A 21,787-nucleotide genomic window follows, 5' to 3' on the forward strand; every position below is an offset into this window, starting at 1 on the left:
ACGATGGCACCGGAAATACCCGACATCGAGTCACGCAACGCACCCGCCAGAATCCGAATAGGTCTTTTATAAGCGTGTCCCTTTTTTAAAAGATGCCTTCCGTTATAAAAAATTTCCATTCCATGATTGGCGGCATAAATAATGTTTTTGAGACCGACTTTTTGTTTGATGTCTGGCAACGCCCTTCCCGTCACTATCCCTATTTTGATATTTCTTTTTTTGGATAATTTTTGGAGCCACCGCTTTACATCGGGAGGAAGAATGGCATCATTGGGATCTCCTGCTATCGGGGAAAGAGTGCCGTCGAAATCCAGAAACAAAATTATTTTCCGCTCTCCATTCATGCAATTTTGTGTTCAGTTCGTATTTGCGTCAGATTGGTTACAATATCCGCCGCCCACTTATAAACATTGTTTTCTCTGACGGCGTTTCTCATCCGAATCGTTCGGGAATTCCCTTGGTATAATCGATCCTGTCAACGCCGACTCCCACAAGCGATGCCTATTAACCTCTGGTCACTACTGATTTTCTCTATCATTTTGTTAAGTTTGTCCGGAGGTTTCTGATTGATGAGTGCATTCACGGATTCTTTCAACCCCTCCGTCACCAACCACGCGCGGTGTTCCAGTTCGTTCTCCAATCTTTTTCTTTCCGATTGTACATTGAAATAGGATGACACCGCCGCAATTAAAGTCACGGCCATTATGATGGAAATGATGAGACGGAACGTAATTTTCATGAATGATCGTATACTCCGCACGACGCATTGAAAGAAACAACAACAAAAAATATTTATAAATCCATAAGAAACTTAAACACTTACGCACTTTCCCAAGTGTCCGACACTTATAGAAAGGTTATCGGCATCCTTTAAATTTTGTTGCGTGAATTTTTGGAAGGGGGTGGATTATTTTGCAACAGCGGCCTTCAAAAAAACAATTTCTTCATCGTGGTGGTCTACTTTTTCGATAACGGCATCGAGTTTTTCGCGAATAGATATTGTATCGGCTTTAACCTCTTTGACAGCCAGCTGTGTGTAATGAATTTCCTGACGAAGAGATTTTTCCATATCATCCATTCTTTTGTTCAATCCCGCCGCAATGCTGTTGACATGTTCTCTCGCATCTTTTGCGACATATTCAATTTTGGCATCAACGGTTTTTAGAATGTCGTGTTTGAAGGTTTGCAACTGTTCCGTCAAAAACTCTTTTGTGATGGCTTCAGATTTTTGCGGTATTGATTTTTTTGAAGATGGCATGACTTCTTCTACCAACCTGTGATCTCCAAAGCAAGAATGATTTTTACTTTATCCCACTTCCACTTTTTTGTTCCGCACTCTGTTTGAGTTTTTCCAACAAATGCGTTTTTCCCATACCTTCCTCTCCGCAGATGGCGATGATCGGGGGCTGAGCCTTGGGGTTTTGGATCAGATCGGTAACCCAGCCGTGCAGTTTTTCCTGCTCGCGCTCACGGCCAATGTGCCGGTTTCCCTCCGGCGTAAGATAAGACCCTCGGGCATGAGAGCGGTCGGCAAAGGCATCGGGAGAATGGGTGAGAAGGGCGTTGATGACGGAGCGCGCGTTACCGTAAAATCGGTCCGCGGGATTTTTGGCGAGAAGCCTCAAGCGGTGGCAAAGAAAATCTATTTTTTAAAACACGTTCAAAGCGGCCGGTGTTTCACGGTAACGGCGTCCAGTTTTGACGAGGCCGTCCGCCGGACATTCGATGAAAATCTGCTCAATTGGAAATGCGAATCGGTGGAAGAATTGAAATTGGAGGCTCTTTGCAAGCTGTGTGAATATCCGATTGACCCTGAAGATTCCATCGTTGTGCAGGAAGAGGGAGATGTTGCGGGGGAGGAGGTGCACCGTTGTTGCCCCGTCTGCGTTGACTGCGGCGATTATCTGGGCGATGCTAGGGAACGCCATGCTTCGAACGCCTCTACCCCTTCATGGAACATGGGTTTCCACTATTGCCTCAAAGACGCTTTCAAACATGGACTCATTGATAACGCTCCTCTCACTGCTCCCGTTGTGCCGGAAACCCATCCCGCCGAAAAGCGCCTCAAGGAATGGACGGAGGTGATGGATCAAATGGCACACGATTTGAAAGGGGCCCTTACTTTTTTGGGTCTCTACATTGACATGTTTTCCGAAACGAAGGCGGAATTTGCGGCAAAGGAAAAAGATTGCAGGAAAACCGCGAAGGAATCCTACGACAAGATCGTGGAACTGATTGCCAGCATCAGGGATTATGCGCGAGCTAGTCAGCTTCGTTACAAGGCGAATGACTTTGTGGATGTCGTCAAAAAAACTATCGCGGAATTGTCGGCACAGGCCGCAAGGCAGAATGTGATTCTACATTACGCGGGTCCGGAATATCTCGTCGGAATTTTTGACTCGGAAAAAGTGGGAAGGATTCTGACCAACCTTTGCGTCAACGCTCTTCAAGCCATCGAAAAACCGTCCGGTTCCATCTTCATTTCCGTCCTGCACAACGAACATGCAGTCTGGATTGACGTGACCGATACGGGGAAGGGAATTGCCGAGGAACATCTCCACAAGGTGTTTCTCAAAAAATTTACGCACGGCAAAAAGGGTGGAACGGGTTTAGGTCTTTCTTTCTGCAAACAGATTGTGGAAGCACATGGCGGTTCCATCGGTGTTTCCAGCCGGCCCGGAGAGGGAACGACTTTTTCTCTCGTGTTTCCGCTTTCCGCCGTTTTGCTGGCAGAAAAAATTGTGTATCCCTTATCCCGAAAAGAGGTCTTGCGCGCCTTTCTCCTCGATGATGAATGCCCCCAATGGGAAGTGTGGATGCAAACGTGGCATGAAAAATATGGCGAGGAAAATATCTCTCTCATGGATGCCCAAGATTGTCTGCCTTCCGGCTTTGGGGCGGAGGTGACACTGGACCCGAATAAATTTTCTTAAAAATCAGCACCGGAAAGACATGGAAAAACCGAAGCGCACATTTGGTATGGAACTCAAAAGCTACGGGTTGACCGATCAGGGTGATCGGCCGAACAATGAGGATACTTTTTTAACCAATGACCGTCTCGGTGCCTATCTTTTGTGTGACGGCATGGGTGGTCCGGCCGGCGGTGACTTCGCCAGTTTTTTCGCATCCAGACAGGTGATGGATACACTGGTCAAGGCATCTGAAATGCAGATTTCAAAAAAAAAGATTTCCGGGGAAGAGACTTTGGATCCTTATCCTGACGATGCCAAACAAGACACTCCCGAATCTTATCTTGAATATGCCGTTTGGCAGACAAACCAACAGTTTCACCGCGTGGCGGCCAAAAAAGCAAATGACGGCCAAAAAATGGGGACCACGCTGGTCGGTTTCTGGTTTTTGAAAGACAAAATTTGGTCTCTGAACGTCGGCGATTCAAGGGCCTATGGTCTCTGGGATAATCATCTCTTCCGCCTGACGCGGGATGACTGCTGGGTTGAAGAACAGATTTTGATGGGGCAAATAGATCCCGAAGAAGCCCATCGTTATCGAAGCAAAATAACCAAAGCCGTCGGCACCAATCCCTATGTAAACCCTCAAATCAATTCCCATCCGATTCCCTATTCCGGGGGGCGATTTCTCCTTTGCAGTGACGGTTTCTACGATCATGTACCCTCAGACGAGATTGCCAAACTAATGCCTCTTTCCAATCTGGAGGAGGCCGCGAAAAAAATGATCGAAAAAGCCGTTGAATTGGGAAAGGCAAAACAGGCTGAAAAGAAAGTCAAGGTCAGGGACAACATCACCGTTTTAGTGATTGACCTGAAGATGTATGGCATCGCCCGCCCCGAAGAAGACACATTAAATTTCGAGTAGGCTGATAAAATGGGAGTGGTGAAAAATGTTCTGATTTTACTGAGTACGCAAAACGGCCGCGGCGGGAGAGGCGCCGCTGGATGAAGAAATACTGATTGAAGAAGGAGGGGAGGAGATTCTTAAGAAACGTGTTCCAGTACCCACAACACCGTAATTGGTCGCTCCGCTATAAGTCGAATAGGTAGGGCCATCCAAAATAGTACTACGACCGTCACTGGGCGTACAAATAAGACAAACCCCCTGATAATTACCGGTGGTACTGTTAAAAGTTCGCGCATTGTATTTGAAGCGGGTGCCGGAAGTGAGCCCACGGTCGGTATAGGCAAGAGCCACCGCCCAGTTTTTCAAAAATTCTCCCATCTCATCAAAATCACCCGATCCTGCATAAGCGGCGATAATATTATTCACGCCGGTGTTGGTTGTTTTCACCAGATTCCCAAGAAAAGTATTGCTGTTGCCACTCTGTTCATAGAGATAACGCAGAAAGAGATATCCTGCTCCCCGCTGTGCCAAACTTGGACTTCCGGAAGTCACAACGGCATTGCTTTGTGGTGAGGCAAGAAAGAGATCATACCGGGAATAATTTTCGCGACCGTATCCGACAAGGTCTTCGGTGAAATGGGAGATGGCCTCATTGAGCCAATTGTCTTCGGCAGAGCCCGCGCGCACAATCGTATGCTGATAATAGCTGATCAAATGTTGCATCTCATGAGGAAAAACAGGAGGAAGAAAATTCGATATTGCAAAGGCATTTGTAATTTTCGTTCCATAAACTCCGGCGGAATCCGGAGAAACCAGATAAACAATCTCACGATAATTGCTGGCCGGAATCGAACCACTTCTTACAAAAAGATCTCCGGCATAAAAGAATCCCGTCACCACGCCACCGCCGGAAGCGCTCAGCCTGTTGACCACGGGAGTAATCAGGGCAACCGCAACACCGTCTGAATTGAGATCGGGATAAGCCCCGAAAATGGAAACTTCAGTTGTCAAAGCTGTTTTATAGCTGGCGCAGAGGCTGTCAATATCAGCTTGCGACAAATCGGAAGGATTTGTGCTGGTGATTTCATCATCAATATAAATAGCCACCGTGTCATTCACACATTTCACCGTGGCTGTTACCGTTGAATATTGTGTCACATCTGTCAGAGAGGAAAGCACTCGGAAAGTATCTATATCATTCACAGAGACGGTGGCGGATGGCGCGGGAATTCCATCGCCAACCGACTTTCCCGCTGAAACCGATTTTGAAACTTGTCCGCTCCACGGCGCGTTCAGCAAAAGGCGTTCTTCATCTCTTAGAACTCCATCGAATTGTGTTTGAACGGACTGTGGTTGACTGCTCCAAACCGAATCAACCATGGGATCCGGAAGTCCAAGCGATTTTCCCGCGGCATTAAGACTTCCCAGTGTCACCGTTCTGCTCGTGTTATCGGTTGCCTGAGACTGCACCAACAATTCATAAGTTGATCCGCTGGAAACACCGCTAAAACTGATGCTCCCGCTTCCACTACTTACTCCTGCATAAACAACATCTCCAACGGACATGGCGCTCACAGTGCTTTGGGTGCTTCCACTGGTGCCCCCCCCTGTTGTTTGAGCCGCCGCACTTGCAGAACCACCACCACCACCCCCACCGCCGCATCCTATTAAGGAGGCAAGACTCAAAAGGACTAAAGTATAATGAACGTGATGGAAAATGCGGGTGACAGCCGCGCAGTGGATGCGAGGGGCCCCTTTTTGGGGGAGACGCACCCCGAGCGGCTGGCAGGACCCACATTTTCCACCACTTCCATAATATTTAATGCTCGTCTTCACGAACACTAGATAGAGCAAGCCACGTGCCACAATGCGCCAAAAGGGCCCTTCCGGTTTTCATAATCATTTTATGTGCTTGAATGAAAGACGAATGAGTCAAAAAAATGGCGAAGAGTAAAAGGATACCCAACACGAATTCAAAATGATAAAAACAATATCTACTCACATGATATTACATGTGTTTTTTAATACTCACTCAGGAGAAAAATTGAGGTGCTTTCAACCCGTTTATGAAGGCGTTAAAATGATTTTGGCCGCTTCTATTTATAGGGGCTTGCGTCGCCCCCTCCAACGGCAAAGCCGTCGGAGCCTCCCCCTCACGCGAGCAAAGCTCGCTGAGGAGATGCCACTCAAGTAAACCCCATGCTCTACTTAGGAAGGATTTAAAATGATTTTGGCCGCTTCTATGGGATTGCGGGTCAACAGATTCATTGCCTTGTTGATTTCAGACATGGGGAAGTGGTGTGTAATAACCGGTTTCACGTTGAGACGGCCACTCTCCAACAACTCCCCCATCTGTTTCCATGTATCAAACATTTTGCGTCCGTGAATGGCAATCAGCTTGATCCCCTTGAAAATAACTTCTCCGGCAAAATCGAGTTCAATCGGTTTAGAGGGAAGTCCAAACGCTGTAAAAATACCACCATTCCGAACAGACCGGAAACCGGCGTGAATGGCGGTTGAGGCGCCGCTCATTTCAACAACACAATCAACTCCGTCTCCGTGAGTTTGATCCAAAATAATTTCCGCCGGGTTTTCTTTTGTGGCGTCAATGATCACATCGGGACCAAGTTGTTTTAAGATATTCATTCTGAATGGAGAAGCACCCACTGCAAAAATTTTTGTGGCACCCAAACAACGCGCGACAGCAACGGCAAAAAGACCGGTGGGTCCGTCACCAAAAACCGCCACTTGTTTTCCCGCCACTTCGCTTTCGGAGACAGCATAGACAGAGTTTCCCAAAGGTTCCTGAATGGAAGCAATATCCCACGGCATAGACTTGCTATTTTTGACAGAGCAAATTTCGGGTATGCTGATGCATTCCGCGAAACAACCATCCGCGCCAAAACCAATTGTTTTTAATTCTTTGCAAAGATGCATCTCACCGGTGCGACAGTGCGCACAACCAAGACAGGGGATATGACTTTCAAAGGAGACGTGATCTCCAACACGGATATGTTTTACCTGCGAACCAATTTCCAGAACTTCACCGCATCCTTCATGTCCAATAATGCGCGGAATTTCCAAATTTTTCTGGGCCCAGTCATCCCACTTGTAAAGATGAACATCAGAGCCACAAATGGAGGCGGCCTTCACTTTAACCAAAACACGGTGGGAAGTCACCTCGGGCACAGGCAAATCGGTATATTCAAATCCCGGTTCCGCTTTTAATTTTGCTATGGCTTTCATAATCTTTGGGCCATGGACAATGGACCATAGACCGGGGACTAACTACTTTTTTTGTCCATGGTCCATAGTCCTTTGTCATGGTCCTTCCCCTTCCCCTTCACTTTTGGTTTTCGGTCTTTATTCCCCAGTCCATAATCCTTCACAGTCTTGTCCCAGTTTTTCAAATAATCGATGGCGATTTGACGCTGATAATCTCCCACCGCTTCTTTTGCTTCCGATGGCTGAATCACTTTTGATAATTTTTTGGGCGCGTTTTCCTCTTTTTCTTCAGCTTCCCCTTTCAAATGTCCTTCCAAATCTTTTTCACGAATACGCATGAAAGCCTCTTCCTCTTTTCCTTTTTTGGAAGGAGGAGACGGCTCCACCACAACATCGGGGTGAATTCCTTCCGCCTGAATGGAACGTCCACTCGGTGTAAAATATTTCGCAATGGTGATTTTGAGAGCGGAGCCGTCATCGAGTTCAATGATCGACTGAACCGAACCCTTCCCGAAACTTTGCGTGCCAAGAATCAGCGCGCGTCCCTGATCTTGCAGAGCGCCCGCCACAATTTCAGAAGCCGAAGCCGAGCCGCTATTCACCAACACAACAAGTGGAAAGTGTGATTTGGTCCCGTCTTTATCCGGGTTCGCTTCTCTGCGATCGATTTCTTTTTTGCGACTTTCGGTGGTGACAATCACACCTCCATCCAAAAACTGATCCGACACATCAATGCCCTGATCCAACAAACCACCCGGATTGTTGCGCAGATCAAGAATCACCCCATTTTGAACTTCTTTCGCATACTTTTTCATCATGTCTTTCAAAACTTCGGTGGTTCTTTCCTGAAAGCTTCTGATTTTAATGTACAAATATTTTTCATCCAGAATTTCTGCGCGCACGCTTGGGAATTTGATAACTTCGCGGGTTAACGTTACTTCAAAGGGCTGTTTGAGTCCCTGTCTGCCAAGGGTTATCTGGACTTTGCTACCCTGTTTTCCGCGCATCGCTTTTACCGCATCGCCCAAATCCATTTCTTTTGTCGATTTTCCGTCGATTCTTAAAATGCGATCTCCGGATTGAATGCCCGCCTTGAAAGCCGGCGTTCCTTCCACGCCGGAGACAACGGTGATCCACCCGTCGCGCACCGTGATTTCCAAACCCACACCGCCGAAAATTCCGGAGGTGTCGGCTTTCAACTCTTTATAGACATCTGGGGAAAGATAGACCGTGTGAGGATCCAGCACCTGCAACATGCCGCGGATAGCACCGCGCAACAATCTTTGTTCATCAACACTCTCAACATAATCTTCTTCAACGTAATGCAACACCCGACTGAAAATCCCGAGAGTTTCATAACCCTTTTGTGTCAACGCAAACGCGGGACTATGGACTATGGACCATAGACCAAGGACCAACACCAAAAAATACAAAACCGATTTTAAATTCTCACTCTTTTTTTTCTTGTCCATAGTCTACAGTCCATTGTCCATGGTCCTGATCTACCGGCAAAGTGCATGAACCTTCTCCACGATATGTTTTGCGCTGATGCCGCAGAGGGCGATTAACTCCTGCGGTTTTCCGGAGCGCGGAATTTGGTTGACCGCCAGCCGAACAACACGCCCTCCTTCGTCACTTACCGCGGCGGAAACCGCTTCGCCCAAACCCCCTTCGGGATAATGATCTTCAACCGTAATCAAAAGTCCTGTTTGATAGAAAGCTTCGAGCAAAGTTTTTGTGTCGATTGGTTTGATGGAATAAAGATCGATGACACGAATGGGAATTCCTTCTTTTTTCAAAATTTCATAGGCCTTCAGAGATTCATGCAATGTTATGCCGGCGGCAACAAGAGTTGCACAGTCTTTGTCTGATTGATGAAGCACCTTGCAACCACCGATGGGAAATTGCGTTTCGTTGGGATAAATCACCGGCGTTGCCGCGCGACCCGTTCGAATGTAAACCATGCCGGGATAACGACACGCTTCAAAAACAAGACGCTCACAGGCGACGGGATCGGAAGGATATAAAACAGCCATTTTTGGAATGGCGCGCATCATGCCTAAATCTTCGAGCGCCATTTGCGAGGGACCATCTTCTCCGATGGAAACGCCCGCATGAGAACCGCAAAATTTCACGGGTTGTTGGGAAATGCCCCCCATGCGGATTTGATCAAAGGCTCTGCTGAAGAAGGCGCCAAAAGTGGAGACGAAAGGAATTTTTTTGCGGGCCGCCAATCCTTGCGCCACTCCCACCATATTTTGTTCGGCAATGAAGCATTCGAAAAAACGATCGGGAAAAGCCTTCATGAATTTTTCGGAATAAGTTGAATTTTTTGTGTCTCCATCGAGAGCCACCACGCGAGGATTCGTCTCGCCCAATTTTTTCAGCGCTTCGCCATAGGCGTTGCGTGTGGCAACAGCACTGCCAATGGTGTAATTGGGAGCAGGCGGTTCTTTGGGGGCGGCGTACTCAGGAACAGAACCGTTTGGTTTCGAAATTTCTTTTTTAACTGAAGCGGGTTCTCCAATTTCTTGCAGGGCTTTTTTAAGTTCTTCGGGATTCAGCGCTTTTCCATGCCATCCTTCTTTTCCTTCCATAAAAGTTCCCGCCCCTTTTTTTGTTTCGGCAATCAGAACTGTCGGCCTTGATTTTTCTGCAAACGCCTCATCAAAAGCGGCGATAATTGACTTCATGTCGTGTCCGTCCAGAATAATTGTTTTCCAACCGGCTGCCTCAAATTTTTTGGCGTAAGGCGCGGGATCGCATTTGTACATTGTTTCCTGGCTTTGTCCCAAACAGTTCGCGTCAACAATCGCAATCAAATTATTCAGATGATAATGCGCCGCAAGAGCCACCGCTTCCCACACAGAACCTTCGGCACACTCCCCGTCTCCCATCAAAACAAAAGCTCTTGCGTCACTCTTGTCGAGAAAACGAAAATTAAGTGCCTGACCCACCGCCACCGAAAGCCCTTGTCCCAACGATCCCGTGGCAACATCCACCCACGGAAAACGCGGCGTTGGATGTCCCTCCAAATTGCTGTCAATTTTGCGGAGATTTAAAAGTTCTTTTTCAGGAATGACGCCTGCTTCACACCACGCCCCCCACAACAATGGAGCCGCATGACCTTTGGAGAGTACAAAACGGTCGTTTCTGGGATCCTCCGGTTTGGACGGATCAACCCGCATGGCATAAAAGAAAAGGGCGGCAACAAGATCCGCCGCCGAAAGACACGAACTGGGATGACCCGAACCCGCGGCCGAAGTGGCGCGCAAACTATGAATGCGCAGTTTCTTTGCAATGTTTTCCAGATTTGAGAGGATTTGCACCAAATTATCGCCCATAAATTTGGAGTCTCGCTATCAGATGCCCCCCAAAATGACAAGATCAGATGTTTTCAAAAATTCATTTATGGGGATGATTTCTATATCATCTATCCACATTTTCCTGTTGCCGCCGTAAATGAAGTAGCATTTCGCGGAGGGATAATCGCTCGCAAAGGCCTTTAAACCCTTTAACATTGAGTTATGAATTTTGCCGGTTCGTTTGATTTCAAACGCCTTGATTCCCTTTTCGCCGTAAAGGACAAAATCAACTTCCGCGCCCTCCGCCGTTCTCCAATAATAAATTTTGTACCCCAGTTTCAAATAATCGTTTAAGGCCACCAGCTCTTGAAGCAACAAGGTTTCAAGGGCGGCGCCCTGAGCCTCTTCCGGCGTATCAAGCGGCCCCATTGGGCGGAGCGTTCTGAAAATACCCACGTCAAAAAAATAAAATTTGGGATGGACAATCATTCTGCGTTTGGATTTTTTCGAGAATATGGGTATCCGGTAGGCAATCAACAGGTCCTCCAGAATTGTAAAATAACTTTCAACAACCTTTCGTTCAATCTCACATTCCCTGGCCACCGATGATATATTTAAAACAGATCCCTGAGAAAAACTGGCCGCCTCCAGAAATCTGGAGAAGGCTCCCAAATTTCTGGTCAAGCCTTCCTGCTGAATTTCTTCCTGAAGATAAGTTTTAACATAACTTTCCAAATATCCTTTTGGATCGGATTCGACATATACGGAAGGAAGTGAGCCAAATTTCAGGGAGTGCTCGAGATTAAAATTCTCCCCAAGTTCTTTGGCGGTCAAAGGATAAAATGAACAGGTTAGGGCGCGCCCTGCCAGAAGATTTGGTCCGCTTTTTTTCAATTTTCTCGCGCTCGAACCGGTCAGGATAAATTTGTATTTGTATTTTTCGATAAGCCGATGGACTTCATTTAAAAGTTCCGGCACGCGTTGAATTTCATCCAGAATGATCCAGTCTGAAAATGCCTTTGGTATCAGATTTTCAAGCCGGGCGGGATTGGCGAGAAGCGTATTAAAAAGTCCGGCCTCCAGCAAATCGAGATAAATACCGGAAGGAAAGCCCGTTTTAACCAAAGTCGTTTTGCCCGTTCCCCTAGGTCCAAATAGAAAAAAACTCTTATTATTCGGGATGTTAAATAATCTGGAATACACAACTCCATTTTAGCCTGTAATTTGGAATTGTAAAGTGAATTTTCCTGACAAGGGAGCTTCAAAAAATTGAGAGCCAGTTTGAGAGAGTAACCGTGTCAGACCAAAATATAATGTGCTGAACGTCCTTTGCCCATCAGTTTAATAACCTTCCTGTCCAAAAGTTTTTTCATTTCTTTATGGATTGCCTGTGGCGTTATCTTAAACAGGGCCTGCATTTCTTTACTCGTGATTTTTCCCGACCGACTGATCAACTCCACAATCTGCATCTGTCGTTTGGTTAAAGAAACTTGTTCCAGCGAAACCGTCGCTTTTTTGCTTCCACTGATGGCAAGCACCTTCTCTTTGACCCGATTGACACAAACCGCAACTCCCTCGCAAAAATATTCTAGCCATTGCGTAATGTCGACTGTCTCCGGATTCACGGATTTCAGGGCGGCATAATAAGCCATGTGGTCACTGTCATAATAGTCGTCGAGCGCAAAAAATTGTTTTGTGTCAAACCCACGCATCAGAAGAATAAGAGTGGCCAAGGTTCTCGCCGTACGACCATTCCCATCAATAAAGGGATGAATTCGAACGATTTCATAGTGGGTTATGCCACTAACCAGCACCGGATTTATATTCTCTGTTTTCTTGTCATTAAGCCAATTCAAAAAATTTTGGACAAGTTTTAAAATCTCTTTGATGAGAGGGGGCTGAAAAGTAACAACGGTTCGTCCTTCATTATCTTTGTAGCCAACGACAACTTGTCTGTTTCTAAAAACACCTTCGTCTTCAGATCGATTGAGGGTTTTATAAACCAGTTTATTATGAATTTGCAGAACAGATTGAGTGGAAAATTTGCCATCGGGAATATATTTTTGGAGATTCGACAAAACGTTCAGGTAATTCACCACTTCCTGTTTGTCTTTGCGTATGGCACTGATTTCCCGGCCCAGAGCCAATTGACTTACCTCTTCCAGTGTCAGATTGTTTCCTTCAATGTGCGTGGAGGAGTGAACAGAATGAATCAGGGCATCTCTCCTCAAGGAGATTTCCCACTTGGGAATTAATCTGGCCTTTTCCACAATTTCCCTTGCCACGGCAATTTCTGTCAGGTGATTTAAAATTTTACCGGTAATTTGATAATGGGGTTTATACATTTTGTAGAAAGATTATAAAACATCAACCTAAACGTCAACCTAAATATCAACCAAAACATAAACCCATAGGTCGAAGCATGAGAACGATTGCAAAAGCGGGCGGGAGGATGTAGATGCCACGGGCATGTCAGCAACCCTTCCAGTGGAAATGGTTATGCCATCTTGGTTGGAGGTTGGTGCAAATCCTCTGGAATTTGCAACGGCCGTTGCACAACTTGAGCAGGGTTTGGATGGTCTTGTTACCTTCGGTGCGGAAACACCGGAGGCCTCCGTTGTCACTCAACTCAGAGATATTTTTATACCCGAACAAACTCACTGTTTCCCGGAAAATTTAAGACAACTCCTTTTTGGAATAGCGCACAGTCCTGCATGAGTTGAACATCAGATTTTCAAATGAGATTCTGTTTTTTTGAGAAATGTTTTGGCTTCCTCAATGCGAGCGGCGGATTCTTCTTCATTAAATGGAATTTCCGGCTCATAATCCGATTCTTCTCTTGCTTTTTGTGCATGAGATAAAATTGTGGAGTATTTTTTTTCGAAAGATCCTTCACGGACAAAATGGAGACTGAACAGGCGTTTGGTTCCTTCGTGCGAATTTGTTTCTAAACCTTTTGAAAACAAAAGTGCCCGTGCAAAATGAAGGACGGCGTAATAAGCGCGTGAAACAGCGCCGTCATATTCGTTATTTTGGTGGAGGATTGTCGCCTGTCGCAATGCGGAACGACCCTTTTCCATTTCCAGCTTCATATTGATGGTTTTGTTTTGCGCATTCACAGAGCAATTCCCTCTTCTGTGATTGTTTTGGCCAGCAGACGCTCTCTTTTGAGCAGTGTCTCCATCCGTTCTTCCGTCATGACTAAAGGGGAAATATCAATTTCAGTTTCGAGAAAAATATCGTTGGCTAAGTCCCAGATCTTGTGTTTGATTTCCATTGATGTTTTCCGGATCACCACCAGAACATCAACATCAGAATCTTCATTGCCTGCATTTCTGGCGCGGGAACCGAACAAAACAGCCCTAACAAAATTGGATCCCAACATTTTTTTGAGACCCAAAACAAAGCGTTCCATCTGTCTATTTTCCGAAGGAGTGAGCTGTTTCATGCTTTTGAGTTTAAAGAATTGCCGTGGAAAGTCAACAACAACGGCCCATACACAAAAAACCAAAACGATTGCAAAAGCGGGCGGGAGGATGTAGATGCCACGGGCATGTCAGCAATCCTTCCACTGGAAATGGTTATGCCATCTTGGTTGGAGGTTGGTGCAAATTCTCTGGAATTTGCAACGGCCGTTGCACAACTTGAGCAGGGTTTGGATGGTCTTGTTACCTTTGGTGCGGGGACACCGGAAGCCTCCGTTGTCACTCAGCTCAGAGATATTTTTATACCCGGGCAAACTCAACGTTCCCCGGAAAATTTAAGACAACTCCTTTTTGGAATAGCGCACAGTCCTGAAGGAACAAAAGTTTTTGCGGCGGCAATGACGCATGCAAGAGCACAAGCAGGGGCAGGCTGGGTTGAACCAACACGAAGACGATTTGCAACAGATCCACCGACTTTCCCTCAGCAAACAGTACAAGCAGAGCGCGTGGTGCAAACACAACTCCGTTCTTTTGGAGAATTATTTGTCGTTGGTAAACAGCGCGCTACTTTTCCAAAACATGCCAGTGAATCCGTTTCTGTGAGAATGATTGGAGATGTGGTCGTTGGAGTTGATTTTTTGAAAGACGGACCGCCCTCACCCAAACCCCAAAAAGAATTTACGCTGATTTATCAGGATGGAAAACTGGTAGATTCCGTGTTTCATGGCATCAGCTCACCGCGCATGGCAAAACTCCAGAGTGCTGTTGTAAAAATCTACCTCAATCGGTTTGGACATCTTTCGCTGGGAGGGCGTCGTTGGGGCACGTTCAGCAAATACGGCAATTATCCTGTCGAAGCGGAAATAAGGAATGGCATTGTCGTGGAAGTCCGCATTTTAAAACCGTCAGTGAATCTTTTGTCAGCAAAAGAAGTCGTGGATGGAGGAACGAGAGAATTTTCTCTGATCTATGATGAAAAAGGAATGCTCGTGAATTCTTTCAACAATCTTTTTGAACGCGAAGATTGGCAGACCATGACAAACCACACGATTGTAATACGCCTTGATACCAATGGTCTGCTCCACATTGGAGGCGAATCAAGAGGTGCGTTTACGAAACACCCCGGTGAAATAATAGTTATTAGAGTCAGGGAAAACCAGATCATGCAGGTCCTGATTCTGAATGCGGCAAAGATAAAAGAAGTGGATGTTTCCAGTCTTACGGAAACTTCACCCACCGTAAGAGAAGCACATGACTATTCGCTTATCTATAATGGCAGTTCCGTTCTTAAGCAAACCTTCCCTACGGCATTAACTGCACAAGAACTTCAGCGATTAAAGGATCATGTCGTCATCACAAGTTTAAGTAGCGATGGAACTTTGACGCTTGGAGGTATAAAAAGAGCGCAGATTCAAAACCATCCCAATGGTGTTGTTGCGGTTGAGATAAAAAATGGCGTGATTGTTAAAATAAAATTGCTGAAGGCAACCCATCTCCCGGATGTAAAATGGCCTCTGCAAGAAAAAGATATAAAGAGGGCGGCTCTCTTTCATCTTGTGTGGGATGCTCATGGCCAACGCGTGGATTCCTTTTATCAGCCTTGGGACGCGCCTTATAGAAGAATCCCCGTGCGGTTTCAAAATCATCTTGGAAAAATAACGGGCGATTTTCGGGTGGATTCATTCAACGGTTTTTTACACGGAAACAAACGCTACTATTTTGGCGATAACGTGGATTATCGCGGCTGGCCTCTCTCTGAAATCGTGTTCGAAGATACCTCACACCCCGGAGAGATTACGGAATTTTTGATTGTAAATCCTGCAACGGGAGAAACCATCCACCTCGACGCGAGAGAATACCGGCAGGAATTGGGGGATATTGCAAGTTGGGTGATTGAAGTGGTCCCTCCCGCAAAAGAAGAGAAAGCAATCGGCAACAGGGAGCCAAGGTCGGTATTACGCATCGGTCCTCGCACCGACACGCCGGAATAAATATTCCTTCGCGAAGAAAAAATCGCGCGCGTCCGCAGAGCGCTAAACAAATTTACTCCAGAGGAACAAGAACTCCTTCTGGAAGTTGCCATGTTGTATTATGAGTTGCGGCGCAAAACGCTTCCAGTCGGCGTTCACACCCTTTGGCTAATTTTAGAGATCAAAGACGAATTAGACACACTGGATATCATCACTCGCCGATTAGAAGTCCCACGAGAATGGATCATCCGAAGTTTTGGAAAATTGAGAGCAAGTTTGAGAGATTAAAAATCTACGTTAAATCACCCAAGCCGAATTTTTTCGGATTTTCGAGAACAACTTTCACATATTTGAGAAATTGTTCGATATCATTTCTGTGGTTTGCGATGATGTCATGCAATCGTTCAGGTTTAATGTCTGAATAATTGTGAACCAAAATATTACGCATCCCCGCCATAGGCATCAAAGCCTTTTGGGCAAACTCTTTGGGCACAATACCTGTTTCTCCCAGTTTCAAGGCGATTTCCTTGTATTCCGTTGCGCGTCCTCCGGGAATCCTCGAAAGAATGTGGGTTGCAATATGAAAAACTCCTTCGAGAGCCAATCGCAGATGATGTTGAGCCAAATCAAAGGGATCTCCCTTGGAAAATTCTTTCAGGGGAAGTTTTGCAAGCCCCTCCAGCTTTTCCAAATTTTTCCGGATGCCGTCAATGCGTGGAAGAATTGCCTCGCGTGCCAATGGTGGTGTCATATGTTTTGAAGAATTTCCCGATCCTGTTTTTCCAATAAAGGTCGATAATCACAATATAAAAGAGTTGTTCTAATTTCAAAATCAAGTCTGGCGTTGGGGTCTTTCTCATAAAGAATTTTTCCGTAACGAATAATATGAAAGCACATTTCCAAATTGGTATCCCTCAAAAATACAATATCCAACACATCGTTTTTGAGAGTTCTGGGTGATACCTCGGAAAAAAGATCGTAAAGTTCAAAATAAACGGGATCTCCCTTCGAATGGCCTTTGTCCTTTAACAAAACGGCATAATCATAATCGGAAAGAGGTCCTTCCCGACCTTGCGCCCTTGAGCCGAAAAGATAAACGGCTTGCGCCTTCATTTTGTCCAAAATTTTTGTCTGCTTTGAATTGAATATGGGCAATTTCACAAAATGACCCTACCATGAATACATGAAGTTCGCAAACCGGATGTTATTTAAAAAGTCACCCTGCCCACTGATGGGATGTCTTCTTTTAAAAATCTTTTGACGATGGTTTCGAAACGATCGGACAAATCGGTGACATAAATCTGATGTTTCTTTTTTTGGTGACTCTCTTCCAACGGAGCTAACAGATTTTTTTCCTTCAAAAGATTTTTCAAGGAAAGGGCGACCGCTTCCGCCGAATCAATTAAGACTACCTTGGAACCCAAAACTTTTCCGATCACATTTTTGAGCAAAGGATAATGCGTGCAACCCAAAACAACGGTGTCCACATTGTCTTGAGCCAATTCAGAAAGATAGTGTTTCGCCACGGCGTGCGTTACCTCATTTTCCAGCCAGTCTTCCTCCACCAGAGGAACAAACAACGGGCAGGCAATGCTGACCGTTTTTGTCGCCGCATCCCGCTTCTTTAATTGCTTCGCGTAAACATCGCTGGCAATGGTGGCCCTTGTCCCAATCACGCCGATCTTTTTGCTTTGACTGGCGCTTAAAGCCGCCTCCACTCCCGGTTCAATCACACCCAAAAGCGGAAAATGAAATTTGTGTTGGAGATAGGGGAAAACATGGGCGCTAGCGGTATTGCAGGCAATGACGATTACCTTCACACCTTTTTCCGCCAAAAAACTGGTGCACTCTTCGGTATATTTCAAAATGGTGTCGGCACAACGGTTGCCATACGGAACGCGGGCGGTGTCACCAAAATAAATAAGGGATTCGTTGGGCAACAATTTTTTGATTGCCGCCATCACGGTCAAACCACCGACCCCTGAATCAAATATGCCAATAGGCTTGGAAGACATGCGCTTTCCTTATTATGTTCCATGGTCGCTTGTCCATAGTCGTTTTAATTGACAATCGTCTCATTATAATTATGATGCCCTCCACAAAAAGGAGTCTATTTATATGTTAGCCACATTTTCAGGACTTTTAGCGCAAACGGCACCAATTGAACAAACAACCACCGAATCTCGCCATGTTTTGCATCTGATTTGGAACGCCGACCCCATGGTGCAATTAACGATATATATCCTGCTTGCTTTTTCAGTCGTCAGTTGGGCCATTATCATTGCAAAATACCGCCAACTCAAACAATCAAAAGCGCGCTCCCTCCAATTTTTTCAACTCTTCTGGGACAGCAAAAATTTAAATGACATCAGTGCCAAACGGGGAAGCCGCAAAGGTCCTGCCTACGAAATTTTTGAAGCGGCCCAGGAATCTGCGGTAAATAACCGGACAGTCGCCAGAAAAGAGGCACTGGAAAGAGATATCCGAAGAGCTTACTCAGATGAAATCGAACAACTAGAATATGGAGTTCCCTTTTTGGCCACCACCGCTTCGGCTTCCCCCTTTATCGGACTTTTTGGAACGGTTTGGGGAATTCTAAATGCGTTTTGGAAAATTGGGCAAACCGGAGCATCCAGTCTTTCCATTGTGGGGCCTCATATTGCCGAAGCCCTTATTGCAACAGCCATCGGGTTGGCCGCCGCCATTCCGGCCGTTATTTTTTACAACATGTTTGTCAATCAAATCCGGCGCAACGGCAAAGATCTTCACGACTTTACAGAAGTGTTGATCGACCGTGTTGAACAAGAAAACTACGGAGCCCGCGCATGAAATTGAACAGTAGTAATGCACACAACGACTCGTTGGCGGAAATCAACATCACCCCTTTTGTGGATGTGGTGTTGGTGCTTCTGATTATTTTCATGATCACTGCTCCCCTTTTGCAACAGGGGATGCCCGTGCAACTGCCCAAAGCGGCCGCTCCGGAAATTCACCGCACTCCGCAAGATTTGGTAATGACGGTAGATAATTCGGGTCATCTTTTTCTTGGAGATTCAAGAGCGCCTGTCACCATGGAAGATCTTCCGGTAAAGTTGGCGGCCATTTATCAAACAAAAGAACAAAAAGATTTGCTGATCAAAGCCGATCAAAGCCTTCTATATGGCAAAGTCATTGAGGTGATGGCGGCCGCTCAAAAATCAGGCGTCGATCGGATTGGACTTATTACTCAATCGGAAAAATGACGTGGACAAGCGTCAACTCATCATTGCAAAACAGCTTCCTCTCAAAAAACCGATTCTTTATTCGTTAATCGTCCATGTCCTTTTCTTTGTATTTCTTTTTTCCGTCCCCAAAATTTCCTTAATGAAACCAAAAATGAAGGTGGTTTGGGTTGAATTGCCAAAAGGGTCTTCCGAAAATCTTGAAATCAAGATGAAGGAAGCGGAAAATCTTCCCAAAACAACGATTCAGGAACAAAAGCAGGCGGCACAAGAAGAGGCAAAAGAGAAGGAGATGGTAAAACCGCAGGAAAAACCTCTTGAACAACCCAAACCGGAAATGAAAAAACCGGCTTTAAGACCGATACAACCTGAAAAAATTGCGAAACCCAAACCAAAACCAAACGCGGTCCAACGCGCACTGGCCGCTCTGGATAAAAAAGCAAAATCGGCTCCTCCCGAAGCGGCGCAGGTCAAAGATAAAGGTGAAGGTTTCAAATACGGAACCGGCACACAGCCGTTGCGCGTTTCTCCGCTGGATCCCGAATACGTTATTTATCAGGCAAAACTCAAAGCAAAAATTATGCAGGAGTGGATTTTGCCGATGACTTATTTGGAAGGCCCCGCAAAACCAAAAGCCGCCCTTATTGTGCAAATCAATAATCAGGGTGAAATTATTACAACGGATTGGGACACCAAATCGAACAACCCTTCGTTTGATTCCTCCTGTCTGCGCGCCGTCCAAAGAGCCTCGCCCTTGCCCGTCCCACCGCCGCGGCTTGAATGGGAAGCCTACAACGAAGGCTTTCAGGTTGAATTCGATCCGTCCCTCAAGATGCAATAAATTTTTAAGTGAGCAAAGCGAACGTGAGGGGGGTCAAGGCAGGCAAACTTGGTCCAGTGGACCAAGGAAAACTGTCGCGACAGTATTTAAAAATTTGCCGGTGGAGGGGGCGACGCAAGCCCCTACAAATAGAGTACTTGCAAGTTTGAATTTCAGACATTAAAGTGCCGGCCACTATGACTATGAAACGAATTTTATTTTTTCTTTTTGTCGCTTTAGCATCAACAACCGTTCAGGCGCGCATTTACGTTCCCATCGATCAACCCTCCGATAAAAAACTTCCCATTGCTATCACCGATCTGATTAAAATTAGCGGCAAGGGGGACAAAAAACTGCAACGTGAAATTTCTGGCGTCATTCAACACGATCTGGAAATTTCTTCCTACTTTCAATTTATTCCTCCCGCCGCTTTTCTGGAATCCAAAGATTCAACGGCCATCACCGCGGAAACAATCAATTTTGATTTGTGGACTGCCATTGAGGCACAGGCCCTCATCAAAGGCGGCGTCGAAAAAAGAGGGGGAAGTGTCACGGTTCAACTGAAACTTTTTGACCCTTTCACAAAACAGATGCTGGTTGGAAAACAATATATCGGTTCTGAAAAAGATTATCGTTCCATCGCTCACCGTTTTTCTGACGAAGTTATGCTCGCGCTGACCGGCATCAAGGGACCGTTCAACAGTAAAATCACTTATACCGCTATTTCCGGCAAAGGGAGAAAACAGATTTTTGTGATGGATTATGATGGCGAAAATAATATTCAAATCACGAACAATAAAACTCTGAACCTCGGTTCCAAATTTTCTCCGGATGGTTCCAAAGTTGCCTTTACTTCTTATGCCTCCGGCACACCGGAAATTTATATTGCCAATGCCTCCGGTGGGGGCGTCAAACAATTAACGAAAAATAAAGCAACAAATCTTACTCCCTCTTTCACTCCAGATGGCGGAAGCATTATTTTTTCCAGTTCCGTAAATGGGGATCCCGATATTTATCTGATGAACCTCTCCGGAAGAATTACCAAACAGATTACCAACGCATCCGGTGTTGATATTTCTCCCGTTTACTCCGCGGATGGCGGACGCATTTTGCTTGCATCCGAAAGAGCCGGAAAACTTCATCTCTTTATTCTTGATGGCGGTGGCGGTGAAAATCAGCGTCTCACTTTTGTGGGACAATTTAACGACACACCCGCGTGGTCTCCCGATGGCTTAAAAATAATTTTTTGCGGCAGAGACAGCGGCGCCTTTGATATTTTCACGATGAACTCCGACGGCAGTCTGATTCAGCGCCTAACCGCGGGTGAAGGAAACAACGAGCATCCAAGCTGGTCGCCCGACAGCCGCTACATTACTTTTTCCTCCACACGAGGCGGCGAGGCAATTTACGTCATGCGTTTTGACGGCGCTAATCCCATGCGCGTTTCCAAGGGGAATGGTTCGCTCCCATGGTGGGGACCCTCTTTAAAATAAAAAATCAAAATGCAAAAATCAAAAATTGCGGCGATTGATATTGGCACCCATTCCGTCCTTTTGCTGATTGTCGAGAAAAAACAAAACGGCGAAATAAAAGTTTTGGCGGACGAGGCGGCACTGACCCGCATTGGAGAAGGCATGGGTTCCTCCAATCTTTTTCTCCCCGCCGCCATGGAGCGCACACTCAATGTTTTAAAAAAATATAAAAAAATTTGCGACGATCACGAAGTGGAAACCATTTTAACCGTTGGAACCGCCGCCTTTCGCAAAGCACAGAATGCCGATCTTTTTATTGAACAGGTATCTAAAGAGTGCGGCATCCTTATCGAAATTATTTCCGGGAAAAAAGAAGCCGCTTTCACATGGAAAGCCGCCTCCACCGACTTTGGTCCGGATATTGTTGTGGTGGATATTGGCGGAGGATCAACGGAAATTATAACTGCCGGACCATGGACTAGGGACCATGGACTAGGGACCAAAAACATAAATGCGGTTAGTTTGCCAATCGG

The 21,787-nt window shown here is 45.9% G+C and carries 24 protein-coding genes; 9 read left to right on the top strand and 15 right to left on the bottom strand.

The features are described from left to right. The 4 genes from otsB to HY877_00035 form a co-directional block, all read right to left on the bottom strand. Positions 1 to 320 (bottom strand): trehalose-phosphatase (gene otsB, locus HY877_00020; GenBank protein MBI5298673.1); only part of this gene is annotated, 320 nt, incomplete at its 3' end. A 155-nt stretch (positions 321 to 475) separates the two neighbouring features. Further along, entirely contained in the window at positions 476 to 739 is a 264-nt protein-coding gene (locus tag HY877_00025) for a hypothetical protein (GenBank protein ID MBI5298674.1), read from the bottom strand. Positions 740 to 907: 168 nt separating this feature from the next. Next, the gene (locus HY877_00030) at positions 908 to 1,258 is read right to left on the bottom strand and encodes a hypothetical protein (GenBank protein ID MBI5298675.1); all 351 of its coding nucleotides are present in this window, start codon (positions 1,256 to 1,258) and stop codon (positions 908 to 910) included. A gap of 43 nt (positions 1,259 to 1,301) precedes the next feature. Continuing rightward, positions 1,302 to 1,625 (bottom strand): ATP-binding protein, encoded by a 324-nt coding sequence (locus HY877_00035; protein MBI5298676.1) that lies wholly within the window; start codon positions 1,623 to 1,625, stop codon positions 1,302 to 1,304. Positions 1,626 to 1,628: 3 nt separating this feature from the next. Between HY877_00035 and HY877_00040 the strand changes: the two genes are divergently transcribed. Together HY877_00040 and HY877_00045 are read left to right on the top strand one after the other, a co-directional pair. Further along, positions 1,629 to 2,933 (top strand): HAMP domain-containing histidine kinase, encoded by a 1,305-nt coding sequence (locus HY877_00040; protein MBI5298677.1) that lies wholly within the window; start codon positions 1,629 to 1,631, stop codon positions 2,931 to 2,933. Positions 2,934 to 2,979: 46 nt separating this feature from the next. Further along, positions 2,980 to 3,834, top strand: a complete 855-nt coding sequence (locus tag HY877_00045; protein MBI5298678.1) for a serine/threonine-protein phosphatase — start codon at positions 2,980 to 2,982, stop codon at positions 3,832 to 3,834. A gap of 36 nt (positions 3,835 to 3,870) precedes the next feature. On the opposite strand, the gene HY877_00050 is transcribed toward HY877_00045, so the two are convergent. The 6 genes from HY877_00050 to HY877_00075 form a co-directional block, all read right to left on the bottom strand. Next, a complete protein-coding gene (locus HY877_00050; protein MBI5298679.1) occupies positions 3,871 to 5,682 on the bottom strand; it encodes a hypothetical protein in 1,812 nt (603 codons plus the stop codon). A 342-nt stretch (positions 5,683 to 6,024) separates the two neighbouring features. Further along, positions 6,025 to 7,062, bottom strand: coding sequence for an alcohol dehydrogenase catalytic domain-containing protein (locus HY877_00055; GenBank protein MBI5298680.1), 1,038 nt, complete (start codon positions 7,060 to 7,062; stop codon positions 6,025 to 6,027). A 38-nt stretch (positions 7,063 to 7,100) separates the two neighbouring features. Continuing rightward, complete coding sequence (locus tag HY877_00060) at positions 7,101 to 8,513, bottom strand: S41 family peptidase (GenBank protein ID MBI5298681.1); 1,413 nt, start codon at positions 8,511 to 8,513, stop codon at positions 7,101 to 7,103. A 30-nt stretch (positions 8,514 to 8,543) separates the two neighbouring features. Next, positions 8,544 to 10,385, bottom strand: a complete 1,842-nt coding sequence (locus HY877_00065) for a transketolase (GenBank protein MBI5298682.1) — start codon at positions 10,383 to 10,385, stop codon at positions 8,544 to 8,546. An 18-nt stretch (positions 10,386 to 10,403) separates the two neighbouring features. Further along, the gene (locus HY877_00070; GenBank protein MBI5298683.1) at positions 10,404 to 11,549 is read right to left on the bottom strand and encodes an ATP-binding protein; all 1,146 of its coding nucleotides are present in this window, start codon (positions 11,547 to 11,549) and stop codon (positions 10,404 to 10,406) included. Between the two features lie 95 nt (positions 11,550 to 11,644). Beyond that, positions 11,645 to 12,691 carry a Fic family protein gene (locus tag HY877_00075; GenBank protein MBI5298684.1) on the bottom strand — a complete coding sequence of 349 codons (1,047 nt, stop codon included), beginning with the start codon at positions 12,689 to 12,691 and terminating at the stop codon, positions 11,645 to 11,647. A gap of 124 nt (positions 12,692 to 12,815) precedes the next feature. Between HY877_00075 and HY877_00080 the strand changes: the two genes are divergently transcribed. Beyond that, positions 12,816 to 13,064, top strand: a complete 249-nt coding sequence (locus HY877_00080; protein ID MBI5298685.1) for a hypothetical protein — start codon at positions 12,816 to 12,818, stop codon at positions 13,062 to 13,064. A gap of 8 nt (positions 13,065 to 13,072) precedes the next feature. Here HY877_00080 and HY877_00085 read toward each other — a convergent pair whose 3' ends face one another. Both HY877_00085 and HY877_00090 read right to left on the bottom strand, forming a co-directional pair. Continuing rightward, on the bottom strand, positions 13,073 to 13,465 hold the full coding sequence (locus HY877_00085) for a HEPN domain-containing protein (protein ID MBI5298686.1): 393 nt from the start codon (positions 13,463 to 13,465) through the stop codon (positions 13,073 to 13,075). Further along, positions 13,462 to 13,794, bottom strand: coding sequence for a nucleotidyltransferase domain-containing protein (locus tag HY877_00090; GenBank protein MBI5298687.1), 333 nt, complete (start codon positions 13,792 to 13,794; stop codon positions 13,462 to 13,464). Before HY877_00090 ends, HY877_00085 begins: the two co-directional genes overlap by 4 nt. Positions 13,795 to 13,899: 105 nt before the next feature. Between HY877_00090 and HY877_00095 the strand changes: the two genes are divergently transcribed. Next, positions 13,900 to 15,762, top strand: coding sequence for a hypothetical protein (locus HY877_00095; GenBank protein MBI5298688.1), 1,863 nt, complete (start codon positions 13,900 to 13,902; stop codon positions 15,760 to 15,762). A gap of 271 nt (positions 15,763 to 16,033) precedes the next feature. Here HY877_00095 and HY877_00100 read toward each other — a convergent pair whose 3' ends face one another. The 3 genes from HY877_00100 to HY877_00110 are packed head-to-tail and all read right to left on the bottom strand — an operon-like array spanning position 16,034 to position 17,756. Then, a complete protein-coding gene (locus HY877_00100) occupies positions 16,034 to 16,492 on the bottom strand; it encodes a DUF86 domain-containing protein (GenBank protein ID MBI5298689.1) in 459 nt (152 codons plus the stop codon). Beyond that, positions 16,489 to 16,902 carry a nucleotidyltransferase domain-containing protein gene (locus HY877_00105; protein ID MBI5298690.1) on the bottom strand — a complete coding sequence of 138 codons (414 nt, stop codon included), beginning with the start codon at positions 16,900 to 16,902 and terminating at the stop codon, positions 16,489 to 16,491. Before HY877_00105 ends, HY877_00100 begins: the two co-directional genes overlap by 4 nt. Positions 16,903 to 16,949: 47 nt before the next feature. Then, a complete protein-coding gene (locus HY877_00110; GenBank protein MBI5298691.1) occupies positions 16,950 to 17,756 on the bottom strand; it encodes a glutamate racemase in 807 nt (268 codons plus the stop codon). 103 nt (positions 17,757 to 17,859) lie between these two features. On the opposite strand from HY877_00110, the gene HY877_00115 reads away from it, so the two are divergent. The 5 genes from HY877_00115 to HY877_00135 form a co-directional block, all read left to right on the top strand. Continuing rightward, positions 17,860 to 18,570, top strand: coding sequence for a MotA/TolQ/ExbB proton channel family protein (locus tag HY877_00115; GenBank protein MBI5298692.1), 711 nt, complete (start codon positions 17,860 to 17,862; stop codon positions 18,568 to 18,570). Next, on the top strand, positions 18,567 to 18,983 hold the full coding sequence (locus tag HY877_00120; GenBank protein ID MBI5298693.1) for a biopolymer transporter ExbD: 417 nt from the start codon (positions 18,567 to 18,569) through the stop codon (positions 18,981 to 18,983). Before HY877_00115 ends, HY877_00120 begins: the two co-directional genes overlap by 4 nt. A 1-nt stretch (position 18,984) precedes the next feature. Next, positions 18,985 to 19,803: a cell envelope integrity protein TolA gene (locus HY877_00125; protein MBI5298694.1), complete on the top strand. Its 819-nt coding sequence runs from the start codon at positions 18,985 to 18,987 to the stop codon at positions 19,801 to 19,803. A 182-nt stretch (positions 19,804 to 19,985) separates the two neighbouring features. Next, positions 19,986 to 21,275, top strand: a complete 1,290-nt coding sequence (gene tolB / locus HY877_00130; GenBank protein ID MBI5298695.1) for a Tol-Pal system beta propeller repeat protein TolB — start codon at positions 19,986 to 19,988, stop codon at positions 21,273 to 21,275. 9 nt (positions 21,276 to 21,284) lie between these two features. Further along, the coding region (locus tag HY877_00135) for a Ppx/GppA family phosphatase (GenBank protein ID MBI5298696.1) at positions 21,285 to 21,787 on the top strand (503 nt) is incomplete at its 3' end.

The sequence above is a fragment of the Deltaproteobacteria bacterium genome, assembly GCA_016213065.1.
Lineage (GTDB): Bacteria > UBA10199 > UBA10199 > SPLOWO2-01-44-7 > SPLOWO2-01-44-7 > JACRBV01.

Bases quoted from the DNA above. Each gene is read 5' to 3' on its own strand.
- HY877_00100 (MBI5298689.1), bottom strand. From the start codon at position 16,492: ATGACACCACCATTGGCACGCGAGGCAATTCTTCCACGCATTGACGGC.
- HY877_00080 (MBI5298685.1), top strand. From the start codon at position 12,816: ATGTCAGCAACCCTTCCAGTGGAAATGGTTATGCCATCTTGGTTGGAG.
- HY877_00060 (MBI5298681.1), bottom strand. From the start codon at position 8,513: ATGGACAAGAAAAAAAAGAGTGAGAATTTAAAATCGGTTTTGTATTTT.
- HY877_00090 (MBI5298687.1), bottom strand. From the start codon at position 13,794: ATGAAACAGCTCACTCCTTCGGAAAATAGACAGATGGAACGCTTTGTT.
- HY877_00075 (MBI5298684.1), bottom strand. From the start codon at position 12,691: ATGTATAAACCCCATTATCAAATTACCGGTAAAATTTTAAATCACCTG.
- HY877_00025 (MBI5298674.1), bottom strand. From the start codon at position 739: ATGAAAATTACGTTCCGTCTCATCATTTCCATCATAATGGCCGTGACT.
- HY877_00120 (MBI5298693.1), top strand. From the start codon at position 18,567: ATGAAATTGAACAGTAGTAATGCACACAACGACTCGTTGGCGGAAATC.
- HY877_00095 (MBI5298688.1), top strand. From the start codon at position 13,900: ATGTCAGCAATCCTTCCACTGGAAATGGTTATGCCATCTTGGTTGGAG.
- HY877_00065 (MBI5298682.1), bottom strand. From the start codon at position 10,385: ATGGGCGATAATTTGGTGCAAATCCTCTCAAATCTGGAAAACATTGCA.
- HY877_00030 (MBI5298675.1), bottom strand. From the start codon at position 1,258: ATGCCATCTTCAAAAAAATCAATACCGCAAAAATCTGAAGCCATCACA.
- tolB (MBI5298695.1), top strand. From the start codon at position 19,986: ATGAAACGAATTTTATTTTTTCTTTTTGTCGCTTTAGCATCAACAACC.
- HY877_00045 (MBI5298678.1), top strand. From the start codon at position 2,980: ATGGAACTCAAAAGCTACGGGTTGACCGATCAGGGTGATCGGCCGAAC.
- HY877_00055 (MBI5298680.1), bottom strand. From the start codon at position 7,062: ATGAAAGCCATAGCAAAATTAAAAGCGGAACCGGGATTTGAATATACC.
- HY877_00110 (MBI5298691.1), bottom strand. From the start codon at position 17,756: ATGTCTTCCAAGCCTATTGGCATATTTGATTCAGGGGTCGGTGGTTTG.
- HY877_00115 (MBI5298692.1), top strand. From the start codon at position 17,860: ATGTTAGCCACATTTTCAGGACTTTTAGCGCAAACGGCACCAATTGAA.